The organism is uncultured Cellulomonas sp. (genome assembly GCF_963527515.1).
In the GTDB taxonomy this organism is placed as follows: Bacteria; Actinomycetota; Actinomycetes; order Actinomycetales; family Cellulomonadaceae; genus Cellulomonas.
On sequence record NZ_CAURTV010000004.1, the window covers coordinates 1 to 16,294 of the forward strand.

At 73.3% G+C, this 16,294-nt stretch carries 14 protein-coding genes and 1 riboswitch; of the genes, 7 read left to right on the forward strand and 7 right to left on the reverse strand.

The window, feature by feature from the left end; all coding sequences use genetic code 11:
- The 3 genes from RYN42_RS02090 to RYN42_RS02100 form a co-directional block, all read right to left on the reverse strand.
- The coding region (locus tag RYN42_RS02090) for an SMC family ATPase (RefSeq protein WP_315093305.1) at window positions 1–1,418 on the reverse strand (1,418 nt) is incomplete at its 3' end.
- A complete protein-coding gene (locus RYN42_RS02095; RefSeq protein WP_315093307.1) occupies window positions 1,418–2,581 on the reverse strand; it encodes an exonuclease SbcCD subunit D in 1,164 nt (387 codons plus the stop codon). The genes RYN42_RS02095 and RYN42_RS02090, both read right to left, overlap by 1 nt.
- A 56-nt stretch (window positions 2,582–2,637) precedes the next feature.
- Entirely contained in the window at window positions 2,638–2,982 is a 345-nt protein-coding gene (locus RYN42_RS02100; protein WP_315093309.1) for an STAS domain-containing protein, read from the reverse strand.
- 133 nt (window positions 2,983–3,115) lie between these two features.
- Between RYN42_RS02100 and RYN42_RS02105 the strand changes: the two genes are divergently transcribed.
- Window positions 3,116–3,508 carry a PPOX class F420-dependent oxidoreductase gene (locus RYN42_RS02105; RefSeq protein WP_315093310.1) on the forward strand — a complete coding sequence of 131 codons (393 nt, stop codon included), beginning with the start codon at window positions 3,116–3,118 and terminating at the stop codon, window positions 3,506–3,508.
- Here the strand turns inward: RYN42_RS02105 and RYN42_RS02110 are convergent.
- Window positions 3,498–4,004: a YbaK/EbsC family protein gene (locus tag RYN42_RS02110; protein WP_315093311.1), complete on the reverse strand. Its 507-nt coding sequence runs from the start codon at window positions 4,002–4,004 to the stop codon at window positions 3,498–3,500. The two genes, RYN42_RS02105 and RYN42_RS02110, sit on opposite strands and share 11 nt — an antisense overlap.
- A gap of 73 nt (window positions 4,005–4,077) precedes the next feature.
- Between RYN42_RS02110 and hrpA the strand changes: the two genes are divergently transcribed.
- Window positions 4,078–8,172: an ATP-dependent RNA helicase HrpA gene (gene hrpA / locus RYN42_RS02115; protein ID WP_315093313.1), complete on the forward strand. Its 4,095-nt coding sequence runs from the start codon at window positions 4,078–4,080 to the stop codon at window positions 8,170–8,172.
- Here the strand turns inward: hrpA and RYN42_RS02120 are convergent.
- On the reverse strand, window positions 8,166–8,954 hold the full coding sequence (locus RYN42_RS02120) for an ABC transporter permease (RefSeq protein WP_315093315.1): 789 nt from the start codon (window positions 8,952–8,954) through the stop codon (window positions 8,166–8,168). The genes hrpA and RYN42_RS02120 overlap by 7 nt on opposite strands.
- Window positions 8,954–9,853 (reverse strand): ATP-binding cassette domain-containing protein, encoded by a 900-nt coding sequence (locus tag RYN42_RS02125; protein WP_315093317.1) that lies wholly within the window; start codon window positions 9,851–9,853, stop codon window positions 8,954–8,956. Before RYN42_RS02125 ends, RYN42_RS02120 begins: the two co-directional genes overlap by 1 nt.
- An 81-nt stretch (window positions 9,854–9,934) precedes the next feature.
- On the opposite strand from RYN42_RS02125, the gene RYN42_RS02130 reads away from it, so the two are divergent.
- From RYN42_RS02130 to metE, 5 genes are all read left to right on the forward strand, one after another.
- Window positions 9,935–11,074, forward strand: a complete 1,140-nt coding sequence (locus tag RYN42_RS02130) for a TetR/AcrR family transcriptional regulator C-terminal domain-containing protein (RefSeq protein WP_315093318.1) — start codon at window positions 9,935–9,937, stop codon at window positions 11,072–11,074.
- A 70-nt stretch (window positions 11,075–11,144) separates the two neighbouring features.
- Entirely contained in the window at window positions 11,145–11,738 is a 594-nt protein-coding gene (locus tag RYN42_RS02135; RefSeq protein ID WP_315093319.1) for a DNA-3-methyladenine glycosylase I, read from the forward strand.
- A gap of 73 nt (window positions 11,739–11,811) precedes the next feature.
- A complete protein-coding gene (locus tag RYN42_RS02140) occupies window positions 11,812–12,027 on the forward strand; it encodes a hypothetical protein (RefSeq protein WP_315093321.1) in 216 nt (71 codons plus the stop codon).
- 125 nt (window positions 12,028–12,152) lie between these two features.
- Window positions 12,153–12,249, forward strand: a riboswitch (SAM riboswitch).
- A gap of 67 nt (window positions 12,250–12,316) precedes the next feature.
- Complete coding sequence (locus RYN42_RS02145) at window positions 12,317–13,354, forward strand: methylenetetrahydrofolate reductase (RefSeq protein WP_315093323.1); 1,038 nt, start codon at window positions 12,317–12,319, stop codon at window positions 13,352–13,354.
- A gap of 2 nt (window positions 13,355–13,356) precedes the next feature.
- Window positions 13,357–15,690, forward strand: coding sequence for a 5-methyltetrahydropteroyltriglutamate--homocysteine S-methyltransferase (gene metE / locus RYN42_RS02150; RefSeq protein WP_315093324.1), 2,334 nt, complete (start codon window positions 13,357–13,359; stop codon window positions 15,688–15,690).
- Between the two features lie 56 nt (window positions 15,691–15,746).
- Here metE and RYN42_RS02155 read toward each other — a convergent pair whose 3' ends face one another.
- Window positions 15,747–16,178, reverse strand: coding sequence for an Hsp20/alpha crystallin family protein (locus RYN42_RS02155; protein ID WP_315093325.1), 432 nt, complete (start codon window positions 16,176–16,178; stop codon window positions 15,747–15,749).
- Window positions 16,179–16,294 lie beyond the last annotated feature (116 nt).

The window sequence follows — 16,294 nt, forward strand, 5'->3', positions numbered from 1 at the left end:
GCCGACAGCGCCGAATGCCGTTCCCCGGAGGCAGCCGCGAGGGCCCGGGCGCCCTCCAGCTCCGCCAGGAGGGTGGCCCGCGCCGCCGGCCGCGCAGCCAGCCACGCGTCGTCGCCCGCGATCGCGGCGACCAGGTCGTCGATGGCGTGCCGCGCCTCGCGCACCGCGCGCCGACGGGACTCGAGCCCCGCCTCGACGTCGACCAGTCGGCTCAGGGCTGCTGCCTCCTCCACGGCGGACCGGCCGGTCGTCTGCACGTGCGTCCGCAGGTCGACGCCGGACGGCGGGCTGCCCACGTCCCCCGGCGCTCCGTCCAGGGCGGCGTCGAGGGTCTTGCGGGCGGCGTCCAGCGCAGTCTCCGCGCGGTCGGCGCCCAGCAGCAGCGGCCGGACGGCCTGGGCGGCGCGGGCGGCGGTCAGCTGCAGGATCGCCTCCGCGTTCATGTCGGCCGCGGCGTCCAGCGCGGCGTGCTCGGCCCGCAGGACGTCACGTCGCCGGAGCAGCGCCTCCGTTGCGGTCGACCGGTCGAGGTGCTCGCGTGCCGACCGCCGGACCGCGTCCGCGGACACCGCCGCGGACCGCGTGCGGGCGGCCAGCTGGTCCAGCACCTTGGTCCGCTCGGTCACCGCCGCTCGGACGGCCGGAACCAGGTCGACACCGTCCTGAACGGCCGCGTCGATCGCGGCGCGCACCTGGGCGGCCTCCTCGGGGGTGAGCCGCGCGGCACCGACCAGCTGCGACGCGCCGGACGTCAGCGCCGCGCGTGCCGCCGCGCTGGCACGGTCGCCCTCGCGCCGCATCTCCGCGAGTCGCTGCTGCAGCCGCTCGTACACCTCGGTGCCGAAGATCTTCTGCAGCAGCCCGCGCCGCTCCTCGGGCTTGGCGCGCAGGAAGTGCGCGAACTCGCCCTGCGGCAGCACGATCGTCTGCACGAACTGGGTGCGGTCCAGCCCGACCGCCTTCTGGATCTCGGCGCCGATCTCGTCCAGCCGGTTGCCCAGCGGCACGCCGAGCGCGTCGAGCGCGTCCGGACCACCGGTCAGGTCCACGCCTGCGGGCAGCCGCCACGCCTTGACGGTCGCGTTCGCCGTGGTGGTCCCGCTGCCCCGCCGCTTGGCCCGCTGGTAGGCGGGGGTGCGCCGGACGCGGTAGACGCCCGCCGGCACCTCGAAGACCAGGTCGACCAGGCTCTCGACGTCGTCCCCGGCGTACGCCGAGCGCAGCCGGTCCTCCGACGCCTCGCTGGACGCGACCTTCCCGTACAGCGCGAACACGATGGCGTCGATGAGCGTCGACTTGCCGGAGCCGGTCGGTCCCTCCAGGAGGAAGAGACCGGCCTGCCCGAGCGCGTCGAAGTCCACCGTGTGCCGACCGGCGAACGGTCCGATCGCCTGGAGCGTGAGGCTGCGCAGGTGCATCAGGCGCTCCGGTCCAGGTCCGCCACGTCCTCGTAGGCGCGGCGCAGCACGTCGACCTCGGCCGGCGTCGGCCCGCGTCCGGTGACGTGCGCGAGGAAGTCCGCGGCGACGACGAGCGGGTCGTGCGCCGCCGTGACCACCGCCGCACGTGAGGCACCGGCCTGCTCGGCCGCGCGGTGCTGGACGACGAGTGCGTGCGGGAACCGCTGCTTGACGCGGCGGTACAGGTCGTCGGGGCGGTGCGCGTCGGTGACGGTCACGCGCGTCCAGGCCTCGGTGTGCGGCTCCCCTGCGGCGCCGAGCAGCTGCTCGAGCGTGCCGGTCACGTCCGCCAGCCGGCGCGGTACGGGGGCGTCGACCAGCGACGTCCGCACGGCACCGCCGGACAGGTCCACCAGCACGGTGGACTTGGCGTGGTGCTGCTCGGAGAACGAGTAGGCGAGCGGGGAGCCGCTGTAGCGCAGCACCGTGCCGTCCACGCCCGTGACCTTCTGCGGTCCGTGCAGGTGCCCGAGGGCCACGTAGTCCGCCCCGGCGAACACACCCGCCGGCACCTGGTCCACCCCGCCCACGCGGATGTCCCGCTCGGACTCCGTCGGTGCGCCGCCGATCACGAACGCGTGTGCGGCGACCACGCAGCGCGGCCGCGCCGGCCCGGACCGCGCGGCCAGGTCCGCCCGGACGCGTCGCATGGCCGCGGACGCCACGGCCTCGTGCGAGCGCGCGAGCAGCTCCGGACCGTCCGCCAGCTCGACGCGCGCGAAGTCGGGGTCGAGGTACGGGATCCCGTAGACGAGCACCTCGCCCTCGTCGTCGCGAAGCACCACCGGCTCCGCGAGACCCGCCACCCGCGTGCGCAGCCGGACGCGGTCCCGCATCAGCGCGGACCCGAACCCGAGCCGCGTCGCGGAGTCGTGGTTGCCGGACGTGACGACGACGGTGGTGCGCTCCGCCAGCCGCGCGAGCGTCTCGGACAGCAGGGTCACGGCCTCGACGGGCGGGATCGCACGGTCGTACACGTCCCCGGCGACGACCACGGCGTCGACCTGCTCGGCGCGCACGACATCGACCAGGTGCTCCAGGTACGCCGCCTGGTGGTCGAGCAGATCGACCCCGTGCAGCGTCCGGCCCAGGTGCCAGTCCGACGTGTGCAACAACCGCATGCCGCGAACGTAGACCAGCCCACCGACACACCCGCCGACCGGCCCGGGGTGTTGCGTCAGACGGACGTCACAGGCTCCGCGGGGAGCTCGTCGGACAGCCCGACCATGTCCAGCACGTCACGCAGCACGCGGTGCGGGTCCAGGAGCGACACGGGGATGCCGGCCTCGCGAGCCGCGAGGTGCAGCTGCAGGACGAACGCGATGCCGGAGGAGTCGATGAAGGTCGCCAGGGTGGAGTCGATGACCACGGGGTTGCCCGCCACGAGCGCGAGGCCCATGCACATGCTCGCCTCGTCGCGCAGTGCGGCGTCGATCTCCCCGACCAGGACGATCACGGTGCGCTCGTCCGCGGGCTCGACCCGGATGGTGCCGGCCGCGGCCGCGTGCTCGATCAGGTCCATCGCTCCTCAGTCCGTGCCCCGACGGGCCGCCGGAGCTGCATTCCGGCGGGATGACGCTACCCGTCCAGCCGCGAGGCGCCACTCGAGAAGGAACGGACATCGCTGTCCCGCGGTTCCCGGTTAGCCTCGGGGGATGGCTTCCTCCGTGCTCCCGCCCAGCCACGCCGACCTGCTCGAACGCCCGCTGTTCGCCCATCTCGCCACGGTCGCTCCCGACGGCTCGCCGCACACCAGCGTCATGTGGTTCGCGTGGGACGGCGAGGTCCTGCGGTTCACGCACACGTCCACCCGCCAGAAGTTCAAGAACCTCCAGCACGAGCCCCGCGTCGCGATCTCGGTGCACGACCCGGAGAACCCGTACCGCTACCTCGAGGTGCGCGGCACGGTGGAGTCGACGGTGCCGGACGACGAGGTCGCGAGCTTCTACAAGTCGCTGCAGACGCGCTACGGCCAGGACTACGAGATCACCGACGCCGCGACGCGCGTGATCCTCACCGTCCGGCCGACGGCGTTCGTCAAGAAGTAGCCGGCGCCTCGGGCTCGGTCACGTCTGCGACCGTCGCATCCAGGGCCTGCACCAGGTCCGCGCCGTCCACGCTCGCCGCGACACCGTGGGCGCCGCCCCCGATGGACACGGTCCGTGCGGACACCCGCGAGTCCGCGACGACGGGCCACGCGACCAGCGACCCGAACGGCGTGATCGTGCCGCGCTCGTAGCCGGTGACGTCCTTGGCGGTGGCCGCGTCCGGCATCGACAGCCGCGACACCCCGAGCAGGGCACGCAGCTTGGGCCAGGAGATCGTCCGGTCGCCGGGGACGAGGACGAACAGGAAGTCGTCGTGGCCGCGGCGCACGACGATCGTCTTGACGATGCCTGCCGGGTCGACGCCGCGGGCCTCGGCGGCCTCGGCCAGCGACCGGACCGGACCGTGCCGGGTGACGTCGAACGCGATCCCGGTGGACTCCAGTCCGGAGAGCGCGCGGCGCTCGCCCTCGGTCGGTGTAGCGGGTGCGTCGCTCATCCGGTCACTGTAGGACGGGGTCGCGACGAATGAACGAGCGGTCTGCGCCCAGCACCTGGGAGACTGGGCCGTCGTGAGCACGCCGTCCTCCTCCCCCGTCGACCCGCCCGGGTCCGGTGGCGGGCGACCCCGCAGGGGGTCGCGACGAGGCCGTGGACGCACGCAGCAGCCCACCCGTCGCGACGACGCCGCCCGCTCCACCGCCCGCCGCGAGCGGGCCGCCGCGATCCGGCGGGCGGTCGACCTCCCGCCGATCGTCTACCCCGAGCAGCTCCCCGTCAGCGCCCGTCGCGCCGAGATCAGCGACGCGCTGCGCGACCACCAGGTCGTCGTCGTCGCCGGCGAGACGGGTTCGGGCAAGACGACCCAGATCCCCAAGATCGCGCTCGAGCTCGGCCGCGGGCGTGCGGGGCAGATCGGGCACACGCAGCCGCGCCGGATCGCCGCGCGCAGCGTCGCGGAGCGGATCAACGAGGAGCTCGTCGGCGACGCACCGCTGGGCGGGGTCGTCGGCTACCAGGTGCGGTTCACCGACGAGTCCAGCGAGTCGACGCTGGTCAAGGTGATGACCGACGGCATCCTGCTGGCGCAGATCCAGCGGGATCCCATGCTCTGGGCCTACGACACGCTCATCATCGACGAGGCCCACGAGCGGTCGCTCAACATCGACTTCATCCTGGGCTACCTCACGCGGCTGCTCCCGCAGCGGCCGGACCTCAAGGTCGTCATCACGTCGGCCACGATCGACTCCGACCGGTTCGCGCGGCACTTCGCCTCCGCGGACGGCGCACCCGCCCCCGTGGTCGAGGTCACCGGCCGCACGTACCCCGTCGAGATCCGCTACCGGCCGCTGTCGCCGGATGTCGAGGAGGGTGCACCCGCCAAGAAGCGGGCGGCCGAGGACCGGGACCCGATGACGGCGATCTGCGAGGCCGTCGACGAGCTCGTCGGCGAGGGGCCGGGCGACATCCTGGTGTTCCTCTCCGGTGAGCGGGAGATCCGGGACGCCGAGGACGCCCTGCGGTCGTCGCTCGGCACCCGGGTCAGCGACCCGCGCACGCCCGGTGCCGTCGAGCTGCTCCCGCTGTACAGCCGGCTGTCCGCCGCCGAGCAGCACCGGGTGTTCGAGCGCCACCAGAACCGCCGCGTGGTCCTCTCCACCAACGTCGCCGAGACGTCGCTGACGGTGCCCGGGATCCGGTACGTCATCGACCCCGGCACCGCGCGCGTCTCCCGGTACTCCAAGGCCACCAAGGTCCAGCGCCTGCCGATCGAGCCCATCTCGCAGGCGTCGGCCAACCAGCGTTCCGGGCGCTGCGGACGCGTTGCGGACGGCATCGCGATCCGGCTGTACTCGCAGGACGACTTCGACGCGCGGCCGTTGTACACCGAGCCGGAGATCCTCCGTACATCACTCGCGTCGGTGATCCTGCAGATGATCGCGGTGGGCGTCGCCGCGACCCCCGAGGAGATCGGCGACTTCCCGTTCGTGGACCCGCCGGACACCCGCGCGGTCCGCGACGGCGTGCAGCTGCTCACCGAGCTGGGTGCGCTGGGGGACGGTCGGCTGACCGACGTCGGGCGCGCCCTGGCGCAGCTGCCCATGGACCCCCGGCTGGCACGGATGATCGTCGAGGGCGGCCGCCGTGGCGTCGCGCGCGAGGTGATGATCATCGCCGCCGCCCTGTCGATCCAGGACCCGCGCGAGCGGCCGGTCGAGGAGCGCGAGAAGGCGGACCTGTCGCACTCCCGGTTCGCCGATCCCACCTCTGACCTGCTCACCTACCTGAACCTCTGGCAGTACCTCAAGGACCAGCAGCGGGACCTGTCGGGGTCGGCGTTCCGCCGCATGTGCCGGGCGGAGCACCTGAACTACCTGCGCATCCGCGAGTGGCAGGACGTGGTGACGCAGCTGCGAGAGCTGGCCAAGCCGCTGGGGATCGTCATGAACGCGCCGCGACCACCGTCCGACGACGACGGCCTCCAGCTCGAGTGGGACGGCGACCGGATCCACGTGGCGATCCTGGCCGGGCTGCTGTCCCAGATCGGCATGCAGGAGGCGACCGAGGTCTCGACGCGGGGCAGGACGCCCGGCCGCCCCGACCGCCGCGCCCGCAACGAGTACCTCGGTGCCCGCGGTGCACGGTTCGCGATCTTCCCCGGGTCCGGCCTCGCCCGGAAGCCTCCCGCCTGGATCATGGCCGCGGAGCTCGTCGAGACCTCCCGCCTCTGGGGTCGCGACGTCGCCCGCATCCAGCCGGAGTGGGCCGAGGAGCTGGCCGCCCACCTGGTCAAGCGCACCTACTCCGAGCCGGCGTGGTCCACCCGGCAGGGCGCCGCGACCGCCTTCGAGAAGGTGCTGCTCTACGGCGTCCCGATCGTCAACCAGCGCCGGGTGCTGTACGCCAAGGTCGACCCCGAGCACGCGCGCGAGCTGTTCGTCCGGCACGCGCTGGTGCAGGGCGAGTGGACCACCCACCACGCGTTCTTCCACGAGAACCGTCGTCTGCTGGCCGAGGCCGAGGGCCTGGAGGCGCGGGCGCGCCGCCGGGACCTCGTGGTCGACGACGACACCCTCTTCGCGTTCTACGACGAGCGCGTCCCCGACGACGTGGTGTCCAGCCGGCACTTCGACCAGTGGTGGAAGGCCGCGCGACGCGAGAACCCCGACCTGCTGACGTTCACGCGCGAGCTGCTGGTCGGTGAGGCGGGCGCGATCGACGAGTCGGCGTTCCCGTCGCGCTGGCCGCAGGGCGACCTGCGCCTGCCGCTGACCTACCAGTTCGAGCCCGGTACAGAAGCGGACGGCGTGACCGTACACATCCCCTTGTCGACGCTCGCACGGCTCACGCCCGACGGGTTCGGCTGGATGGTCCCCGGCCTGCGCGAGGAGCTGATCACCGCCACCATCCGCGCCCTGCCCAAGCCGGTGCGCGTCCAGCTGGTGCCCGCGCCCGACGTGGCCCGCGGCGTCGACGCCTGGATCAGCGAGCACACCGCCGACTGGGAGGACACCGTGCGCGCGGGCGACGCCGCTCCGTCGTTCCAGGAGGTCTTCCGCCGGGCGGTCCGAGAGCTGCGCGACGTCGACGTGCCGCAGGACGCGTTCGACGACGACCGCCTGCCCCCGCACCTGCGGATGACGTTCCGCGTGGTGGGCGACAGCGGGGGAGTGGTCGACGAGGGCAAGGACCTGCCCGTCCTGCAGCGTCGCCTCGCCGACCGCACGCAGAAGGCGGTCGACGACGCGGTGCGGACCGCCGTGCGCGCGGCCATGGAGGAGGCGCGCAAGGCTGCGCCGGTCGACGCCCCGCCGCCGGTCGCCCTCGACCTCGAGCGCACCGGCCTCACCACCTGGCCCCCCGACCTGCCGGAGCTGCCCGAGGTCGTCGAGGCCGGCAAGGTGCGCGCCTTCCCGACGCTCGTCGAGGAGGGGCAGTCCGTCGCCGTCCGGGCGCTGGCCGACGAGTCCCTGCGTGCGGAGGCGTCGCGCCGCGGTCTGCGCCGGCTGCTGCTGCTCGACGTCGGCCTGACGCAGGGCCGGATCACCACCCGCTGGACCGGCACGCAGGCCCTCACGCTCGCGGCCAGCCCGTACCCGAGCACGGAGGCGCTGGTCAGGGACGTGCAGCTGGCCGCCATCGAGACCCTGACGACGGAGCCGGTGCGCACCGCCGACGCCTACGCCCGGGTCCGCACGGTCGTCCGGGACCGGCTGGAGGACACGGTGTTCGGCGTCGTCACCGACCTGGTCGCCGTGCTCACCGCGTGGCGCGAGCTCGACGCCGAGGTCCGGGCCCGGTCCAGCCTGGCCCTGCTGGCCACCGCGCAGGACGTCCGCGCGCAGGCCGCCCGGCTCGTGCACGACGGGTTCGTCAGCGAGGTCGGCGTCGACCGGCTCCCGCACCTGGCCCGGTACCTGCGGGCCGCCCGCCACCGGCTGGTCAAGGCGGCGGAGAACCCCCAGCGCGACGCGGACCTGGCCTGGCAGGCGCACGACGTCGAGGCGCTCTACGACAAGGCCGCCGCGAAGCACCCGGGCGACCCCGCCCTGACCGAGGTCCGCTGGATGCTCGAGGAGCTGCGCGTCAGCCTGTTCGCCCAGCAGCTGGGCACCCCGGGGCCGGTGTCGACCACCCGCATCAAGAAGGCGCTCGCCGCCTACTGAGAGCGCACGCGCCGGAACAGCACCGCAGCCGCCAGCCGGGCCACGACGAAGATCCCGACGCACCAGGCGATTGCCGCGAGCGCCGAGTCCCCCGCGCCGGTGCCGAGCAGCAGCCCCCGCAGGGTGTCGGTGATCGGGGTGACCGGGTTGTAGGTGGCGATGGCCTCCAGCACGGCCGGCATCGACTCCGGCGGCACGAACGCGCTGGACACGTACGGCAGGAACAGGATGGCGAAGGTGAACCCGCTGGCGGCCTCCGGCCCGGACGCGACCACCCCGATGGCGACGGCCACCCACGTGAGCGCCAGGACGAACAGCCCGATGAGGCCGATCGCGGCCAGCCACTCCAGCGGGGTCGCCTCCACGTCGAACCCGATGACGAACGCGATGCCGATCACCAGCGCGGTCGACACGGCGTTGCGGACCATGCTCGCGACGACGTGTCCGGTGAGCACTCCGGTGGACCGGATGGGCAGGGACCGGAAGCGGTCGATGATCCCGCCGGTCATGTCGCTGGCGACGTCCACGGCCGTGGTCGACGAGCCGTAGCCCGCGGTGAGCAGCACGATCCCGGGGACCACCCAGTTGACGTAGTCGCCACCGGTCTGGATGGCACCGCCGAACACGTAGACGAACATCAGCAGCAGGATCACGGGGAGCATCACCGCCATCAGGACGGTGTCGAGCTGCCGCAGCGACCGACGGACGCACCGGCCGACCAGCGCGGAGGTGTCGTGCACGGTCCAGCCGAGGGCCGGCGGCGCGGTGGTGAGCGTGGTCATCAGAACTCCCGGGAGGCGACGAGGGCGGCCTCCGAAGACCGGCCGGTGAGGGTGAGGAAGACGTCGTCGAGCGTGGGGGAGCGGACCTCCCAGTGCTCGACGTCGACCCCGCGGCGCTCGACGTCGGCGAGGATCCGCCGCACGTCCGCCACCGAGCCGTCGGTGAGCAGCCGCTCCTCGCGGCCGTCACGCAACCGCAGCTCGACGTGGGCGGAGCCGACGGCCCGCTTGAGCTCGCGGGCGGTGCCGTCGGCGATGACCCGACCGTGGTCGATGACGGCGATGCGGTCGGCCAGGCGGTCCGCCTCCTCGAGGTACTGCGTGGTGAGCAGCACCGTGGTGCCCGCCGCGACGACGGACCGGATGACGTCCCACAGGTCGTTGCGGCTGCGCGGGTCCAGCCCTGTCGTCGGCTCGTCGAGGAACACCACCTGCGGGCGGGACAGCAGCCCCACGGCCAGGTCCAGGCGCCTGCGCATGCCGCCCGAGTACGTCCTCACCACCCGGCCGCCGGCGTCGGTGAGGTCGAACAGCTCGAGCAGCTCGGCGCTGCGGGTGCGCACCTCGGACCGCCCCAGGTGCGCCAGGCGGGCCATGAGGTGCAGGTTCTCGACGCCGGTGAGCAGGTCGTCGACGGCCGCGAACTGACCCGTAAGGCTGATGGCGGCGCGGACCTGTGCCCCCTGCCGCACCACGTCCCAGCCGGCGACGTGCGCCGTGCCGGCGTCGGGACGCAGCAACGTGGACAGGATCCGCACCGTGGTGGTCTTCCCGGCGCCGTTGGGTCCGAGCAGCGCCAGGACCTCTCCCGCGTCGACGTGCAGGTCGACGCCGTCGAGCACGGTCAGGTCGCCGTAGGACTTGCGCAGCCCCCGGGCGACGACGACTGGGTCGCTCATCGTGGTCTCGCTTTCTGTGTATGCCGTAAACTGTGTGTGTACTTCATACACACTTGTAGGATCAGCGGTCAAGGAGGTGCCGTGGACGACGTCGAGGCACGAGAGGCCGAGGAGGGCCGGCGCGAGGCCGAGCTCCTGCGCAGGGACCGGGAGAAGGCCGAGCGCGCCGAGGCGAAGGAGGCGGAGCGCCGCCGCCGCGACTCGGACAAGGCCGACCGCGACACGCAGAAGGCGGCCGACCGCCGCGAGCGCGACCGGCTGAAGGCCGAGCAGGACGTCGCCAAGGAGGAGGACCGGCGCCGCCGGGAGCAGGAGCGCGCGGCGCAGCAGGCCGTCAAGGAGGCCGCCCGGCAGCTGCGGGAGGCGGAGAAGACCCAGCGCGCGGCCACCCTCGTCCAGCAGCAGGCTGCACGGGAGGCCGAGAAGGCGCGTCGCCACGCGGTGCGCGTCGCCGGCGCGGACAGCCCACCCGTCGACCTGCCCCCCGGCCTCGCGGTCCTGTGGCGGACCCCGGCGCCGGGTCGTCCCGGACCGCGGCCGAGCCTCACGCTGGAGCAGATCGCGGACGCCGGGATCGCCCTGGCGGACGTGGAGGGCATCGGCGCCGTGTCCATGGCCCGGATCGCCGAGTCGCTCGGGTTCACGACGATGTCGCTGTACCGCTACGTCTCGTCCAAGGACGAGGTCCTGGTGCTCATGTCGGACCGCGCGTCCGGGCGTCCGCCGGTGGTCGGTCCGGAGGTCGGCGGCTGGCGCGACCGGCTCGAGCTGGTACTGGCCGTCCAGCAGCCCATCCTGCACGCGCACCCGTGGCTCGCGCGCTCGTCCGAGGTCCTGCACGCGGTCGGCCCGAGCCGGCTGGCCTGGATGGAGGCGATGCTCTCGGCGCTGGACGGCACCCCGCTGACGGAGCACCAGAAGGTCGGCGCGATCGGCCTGCTGGCGTCGCACACCCTGGACCAGCTGCGGATCGGCGAGGAGCTGAGCCGGGCGGGCCGCACCGCCGTCCTCGGCGCGACCGACGACGGCCGTCCGGTGCCGGACCTCGGAGAGCTCATCACGGTGCTGGCCTCGCCCGCCGAGCACCCCGCACTCCTGCGCGCAGCCGGGGAGGGCGCCTTCTCGATCCCTGAGGAGCCGTCCGAGCAGGAGAGCGAGCTGGACTTCGGCACCGTGCTCATCCTCGACGGCATCGACCGGCTCATCGCCCTCGCCGGCTGACCCGCCCACAGCCCCGGGCTCCCCACAGGGTCCGCCCGCGCTGTCGGTGTCGGGGAGCAGACTCACCCGCATGACCTCGCCCGACGTTTCCCGCACCGGCCGCTGCTTCGGCGACGGGAACCCGCTGTACGAGCAGTACCACGACGAGGAGTGGGGCAAGCCCGTGCACGACGAGCACGCCCTGTACGAGCGGCTTGCCCTGGAGGGCTTCCAGTCGGGCCTGGCCTGGATCACGATCCTGCGCAAGCGGCCCGCGTTCCGGACCGCGTTCGCCGACTTCGACCCGGAGGTCGTGGCGGAGTTCGGTGACGAGGACGTGGCACGCCTCATGGCCGACGCCGGGATCGTGCGCAACCGCGCCAAGATCGAGGCGACGATCGCCAACGGCCGCGCCCTGCGCACGCTGCACGCGGCCGGGCGCACGCTCGACCAGGTGCTGTGGTCGCACGCGCCGGACCGGACCGGGTACCAGCGGCCCGCCGGCTGGGCGGGGGTGCCCGCGCAGACACCGGAGAGCCGGGCGCTGGCCAAGGAGCTCAAGGTGCTCGGGTTCCGGTTCGTCGGCCCCGTCACCGCCTACGCCGCGATGCAGGCGTGCGGCGTCGTCGACGACCACCTGGCCGGCTGCCCGAGCGTCGTCGGCGCCCCCGCCGGGACCGGGTGAGGTGCTACTCCTGGAGGGTGATACCGCCTGTCGGGTCTCGGCAGCCGCCGACGAGCGGGCTACAGTGCCGCCCATGACAGAGATGCCCGACGACGACGTCCGGCGTGCTGCCGCGCGGGCGGCGGCCGAGGCCCTGGCGGACGACGTCGTCCCCGATGTCGTGATCCTCGAGGCCGTGCAGGACGGTCTCCTGTCCGTGGCCGCCGGGTCCCCCACCTCGTGGTTCGACGTGCCCTCGCAGCGCAACCGCATGCAGACCGGCACGCTCACCACCCGCCGCCCGCACTGACCCGCCGCCGGTCGACCGGACCGGCCAGGCCACCGTCGCGGAGCGCCACGCACGTACCGCGGACGCCCTCGTCTCACGCACCGAGCACTGTTGCCCAGCATGTGGTCGGCGGACTACCATCGCGCCTACCATCCAGAGCGGCCGAGAGACCTGGCTCGACGACGCCGCAGCAACCCCCCTCCTCGACGAGGGTGTGGGTGCTTCCGCCAGGGGCGATGGAGTGAGCGATGTCTTCGCAGGTCACGTGTCCCCGCACCGCACCGGTGCCGACGACGCCGGTGGTCGCGCCATGAGCGCCGCCACCGCAGAGCCCCGCACGCCCGGCCTGCACGCGGCTCCCGCACCCCGTGCCACCACCGCGAACGACCGCCCGACCATCTCGTTCGAGCTCTTCCCGCCGCGCAACCCCGACGCCGCCCCCCGCCTGTGGGCCACGATCCGCGAGCTCGAGTCGGTGCACCCGGACTTCGTGTCGGTCACCTACGGCGCCTCGGGCAAGACCCGGGTCACCACGCGCGCGCTCGTCCGCCGGCTGCTGCGCGAGACCACGCTCAACCCGATCGCCCACCTCACCTGCGTCGGCACCTCGCGCGAGGAGATCACGACGATCGTCGAGGAGTTCCTCGACGAGGGTCTGCGATCGTTCCTCGCGCTGCGCGGGGACCCGCCCACCGACCAGAGCGACTGGGAGGCCCACCCCGACGGCCTGCAGACGGCGGCCGAGCTGGTCGAGCTGCTCCGGGACATCGAGGCACAGCGGTGCGCGGACAGCCCGTCGCAGGCGGTGCGGGCGCGCGTGCGTCCGCTGTCCGTGGCCGTCGCCGCCTTCCCGCGCGGCAACCACGCCACCGGCGGCACGCGCGCGCAGGACGTCGCCTCGCTGCTGGCCAAGCAGCAGGCCGGCGCCGACTTCGCCATCACGCAGGTGTTCTTCGACGCGGACGACTATCTCGGTATCGTCGCGGAGGCCCGCGAGGCGGGCGTGACCATCCCGATCATCCCCGGCATCATCCCGACCACCGACCCGGCCCGGCTGCTGCGCGTGCAGGAGCTGACCGGCGTCCCGGTGCCGTCGGACCTGATCGACCTGCTCGGCTCCGCCGACGACGAGCTCGACCGTCATCGCCGCGGCATCCGGGCCAGCGTCGACCTGGTCAACGGCGTCCTGGACGGCGGAGCACCCGGCGTCCACCTCTACACGTTCAACCAGCACCACGCCGCACTTGACCTGCTCGAGGGTGCACACCTCGACGGCGGAGCTCGGACAGCTCCCGACCGGGCCAGCTGGCCGCAGGACACGGCTCCCGCCCGACCCCCGAGGGACTGAACATGAGCGAGACCCACCCGATCTTCCCCGCCAGCTCCGTGCTCGGCTACCCCCGCATCGGCCCGCGCCGCGAGCTGAAGAAGGCCCTCGAGGCGTTCTGGGCGGGACGGACGTCGGCCGACGAGGTCGAGGCGACCGCCGCCGACCTGCGCAGGCGCACCCGCACGCGCCTGGCCGAGCTCGGCCTGGCCACCGACGTGCCGGCCATCCCCAGCGCGTTCTCCTTCTACGACCAGGTGCTCGACGCCACCGCGGTGGTCGGCGCCGTGCCGGCCCGCTTCGCGGACGTGGTGGGTGCCGACGGCGCCCTCGACCTGGCGGGGTACTCGACCGTGGCCCGCGGCCGCGGCGACGACCTGCCGCTCGAGATGACCAAGTGGTTCGACACCAACTACCACTACCTGGTCCCGGAGATCGGCCCGGAGACGGTGTTCCGCTACGCCAGCGACCGCCCCGTGCGGGAGTTCACGGAGGCCCTCGCGGACGGCGTCCTCACGCGTCCGGTGATCGTCGGCCCGGTGACGTACCTCGCACTGGCCAAGGCCACCGAGGACGCCCCCGAGGGCTTCGCCCCGATCGACCGCCTGCCGGACCTGCTGCCGGTCTACGCCGAGCTGCTCCGCGACCTCGCCGCGGCGGGTGCCACGTGGGTCCAGCTGGAGGAGCCCGCGCTGGTCTCCGACTCGGTCGCCGTGCCGGCCGAGCAGCTCCTCGCGTCCGTCATCGAGGCCTACCGCGCGCTGGCCACCGAGCTGACCCAGCCCGAGCGCCCGGCGATCCTCGTCGCCGCGCCCTACGGCGACCTCGGCGCGGCGTTCCCCGTGCTCGCCGCCACGGACGTCGACGCGATCGGCATCGACCTGGTCCGCGGCCACGCGCCCACCGAGACGGTGCCGGGCCTGTCCACCAAGACCCTGGTCGCCGGCGTCATCGACGGCCACAACATCTGGCGCGCGGACCTCGACGCCAAGCTGGCGATCCTCGAGCAGCTGGAGGGGCTCGGCGCGGCCGCGGTCACCGTGGGCACCTCGACGTCGCTGTTCCACGTGCCGCACACGCTCACGGACGAGCCGAACCTCGACGCCGGCCTGAAGACGTGGCTCGCGTTCGCCGACGAGAAGGTGGTCGAGGTCGTCACCCTGGCGGAGGGTCTGACCGAGGGCCGCGAGGCCATCCACGAGCAGCTGCTCGCGGCCACCGACGCCGTCAGCTCGCGCCGCACGGCGCCCGGCGTCGTCAACCCCGAGGTCCGCGACCGCGTCGCCGCCCTGGGCGAGGACGCGTTCGGCCGCGGCTCGTTCGACGAGCGCAAGGTCGCCCAGGCCGCCCGGCTGAACCTGCCGCCGCTGCCGACCACCTCCATCGGCTCGTTCCCGCAGACCACCGAGATCCGCACCGCCCGTGCGGCGTTCGGCAAGGGTGAGCTGACGGAGGCGCAGTACGACGAGGAGATGAAGGCGGAGATCCGCCGCGTCGTGGAGCTGCAGGAGAAGATCGGCTTCGACGTGCTGGTGCACGGCGAGCCCGAGCGCAACGACATGGTCCAGTACTTCGCGGAGAACCTGGACGGGTTCGCCGTGACGCAGAACGGCTGGGTCCAGTCCTACGGCTCGCGCTGCACCCGCCCCTCGATCCTGTGGGGCGACGTCTCGCGGCCGAAGCCGATCACGGTCGAGTGGTCGGCCTACACGCAGTCGCTCACCCAGAAGCCGGTCAAGGGCATGCTCACCGGGCCGGTGACGATCCTCGCGTGGTCGTTCGTCCGCGACGACCAGCCGCTCGGTGACACGGCCAACCAGGTGGGCCTGGCCCTGCGCGACGAGATCGCCGACCTGGAGGCCGCCGGCATCGCCGTGATCCAGGTGGACGAGCCCGCCCTGCGCGAGCTCCTGCCGCTGCGGGTCGAGGACCACGCCGCCTACCTCGACTGGTCGGTGCGCTCGTTCCGGCTGGCCACGGCCGGGGTCCGCCCGGACACGCAGATCCACACGCACCTGTGCTACTCGGAGTTCGGCGAGATCATCGGCGCGATCGACGGCCTGGACGCGGACGTGACCTCCATCGAGGCCGCGCGCTCGAAGATGGAGATCCTCGGGGACATCTCCGCGGCCGGTTACCCGCGGGGGATCGGCCCGGGCGTCTACGACATCCACTCGCCGCGCGTCCCCAGCGAGGAGGAGGTCGAGGAGCTGCTCACCGAGGCGGTCAAGGCCATCGCCGTCGACCAGCTCTGGGTCAACCCCGACTGCGGCCTGAAGACCCGCCGCTACGAGGAGGTCGTGCCCTCCCTGGAGCACATCCTCGCGGCCACCCGGGCCGTCCGCGCGACGCTCTGAGCACAGCAGACGGCCCCGGCACCCCTCGGGGGGCCGGGGCCGTCGTGCGTCCGGCGTCAGGCCTCGATCGACTGCTGCGCGGTGGAGCCGTGCTGCACCTCGATGCGGCGCGGCTTGGCCTCCTCCGCGACGGGGATCGTCAGCGTGAGCACGCCGTCGTTGTACGTGGCCGAGATGTTGTCCAGCGCCAGGCCCTGTCCGACCATGAGCTGCCGTGCGTACGTGCCGGCGGGCCGTTCCTTGGCCACCCACTGCACGTCGGACTGCGTGCGGGCGGTGCGCTCGGCGCGGATGGTCAGCGTACGGTCCTCCACGTTGACGTCGATCGTCCCCGGGTCGGCACCCGGCAGGTCGACGTGCAGGACGTAGTGGTCACCGTCGCGGTACAGGTCGATCGGCATGGTCGCCGCCGCGCGTCCGGCCTGGGCACCGAACACCTGGCCCATGAGGCGGTCGATCTCCTGGAACGGGTCGATACGCGTAGCCACGCCCCTCACCTCCTCGATGCGGGCCCCGGACCGCCCGGGGCCGTGGTCTGCTCCGGTGCTCCGTCCGCACCGGATGGCTACGAGCAATGTTCTAGCACTCTCGGGTGGAGAGTGCC

Coding starts and splice junctions, on each gene's coding strand:
- RYN42_RS02100 (WP_315093309.1), bottom strand. CDS start 2,982: ATGGACCTGATCGAGCACGCGGCCGCGGCCGGCACCATCCGGGTCGAG.
- RYN42_RS02105 (WP_315093310.1), top strand. CDS start 3,116: ATGGCTTCCTCCGTGCTCCCGCCCAGCCACGCCGACCTGCTCGAACGC.
- metE (WP_315093324.1), top strand. CDS start 13,357: ATGAGCGAGACCCACCCGATCTTCCCCGCCAGCTCCGTGCTCGGCTAC.
- RYN42_RS02110 (WP_315093311.1), bottom strand. CDS start 4,004: ATGAGCGACGCACCCGCTACACCGACCGAGGGCGAGCGCCGCGCGCTC.
- RYN42_RS02145 (WP_315093323.1), top strand. CDS start 12,317: ATGAGCGCCGCCACCGCAGAGCCCCGCACGCCCGGCCTGCACGCGGCT.
- RYN42_RS02135 (WP_315093319.1), top strand. CDS start 11,145: ATGACCTCGCCCGACGTTTCCCGCACCGGCCGCTGCTTCGGCGACGGG.
- RYN42_RS02095 (WP_315093307.1), bottom strand. CDS start 2,581: ATGCGGTTGTTGCACACGTCGGACTGGCACCTGGGCCGGACGCTGCAC.
- RYN42_RS02140 (WP_315093321.1), top strand. CDS start 11,812: ATGACAGAGATGCCCGACGACGACGTCCGGCGTGCTGCCGCGCGGGCG.
- RYN42_RS02120 (WP_315093315.1), bottom strand. CDS start 8,954: ATGACCACGCTCACCACCGCGCCGCCGGCCCTCGGCTGGACCGTGCAC.
- RYN42_RS02125 (WP_315093317.1), bottom strand. CDS start 9,853: ATGAGCGACCCAGTCGTCGTCGCCCGGGGGCTGCGCAAGTCCTACGGC.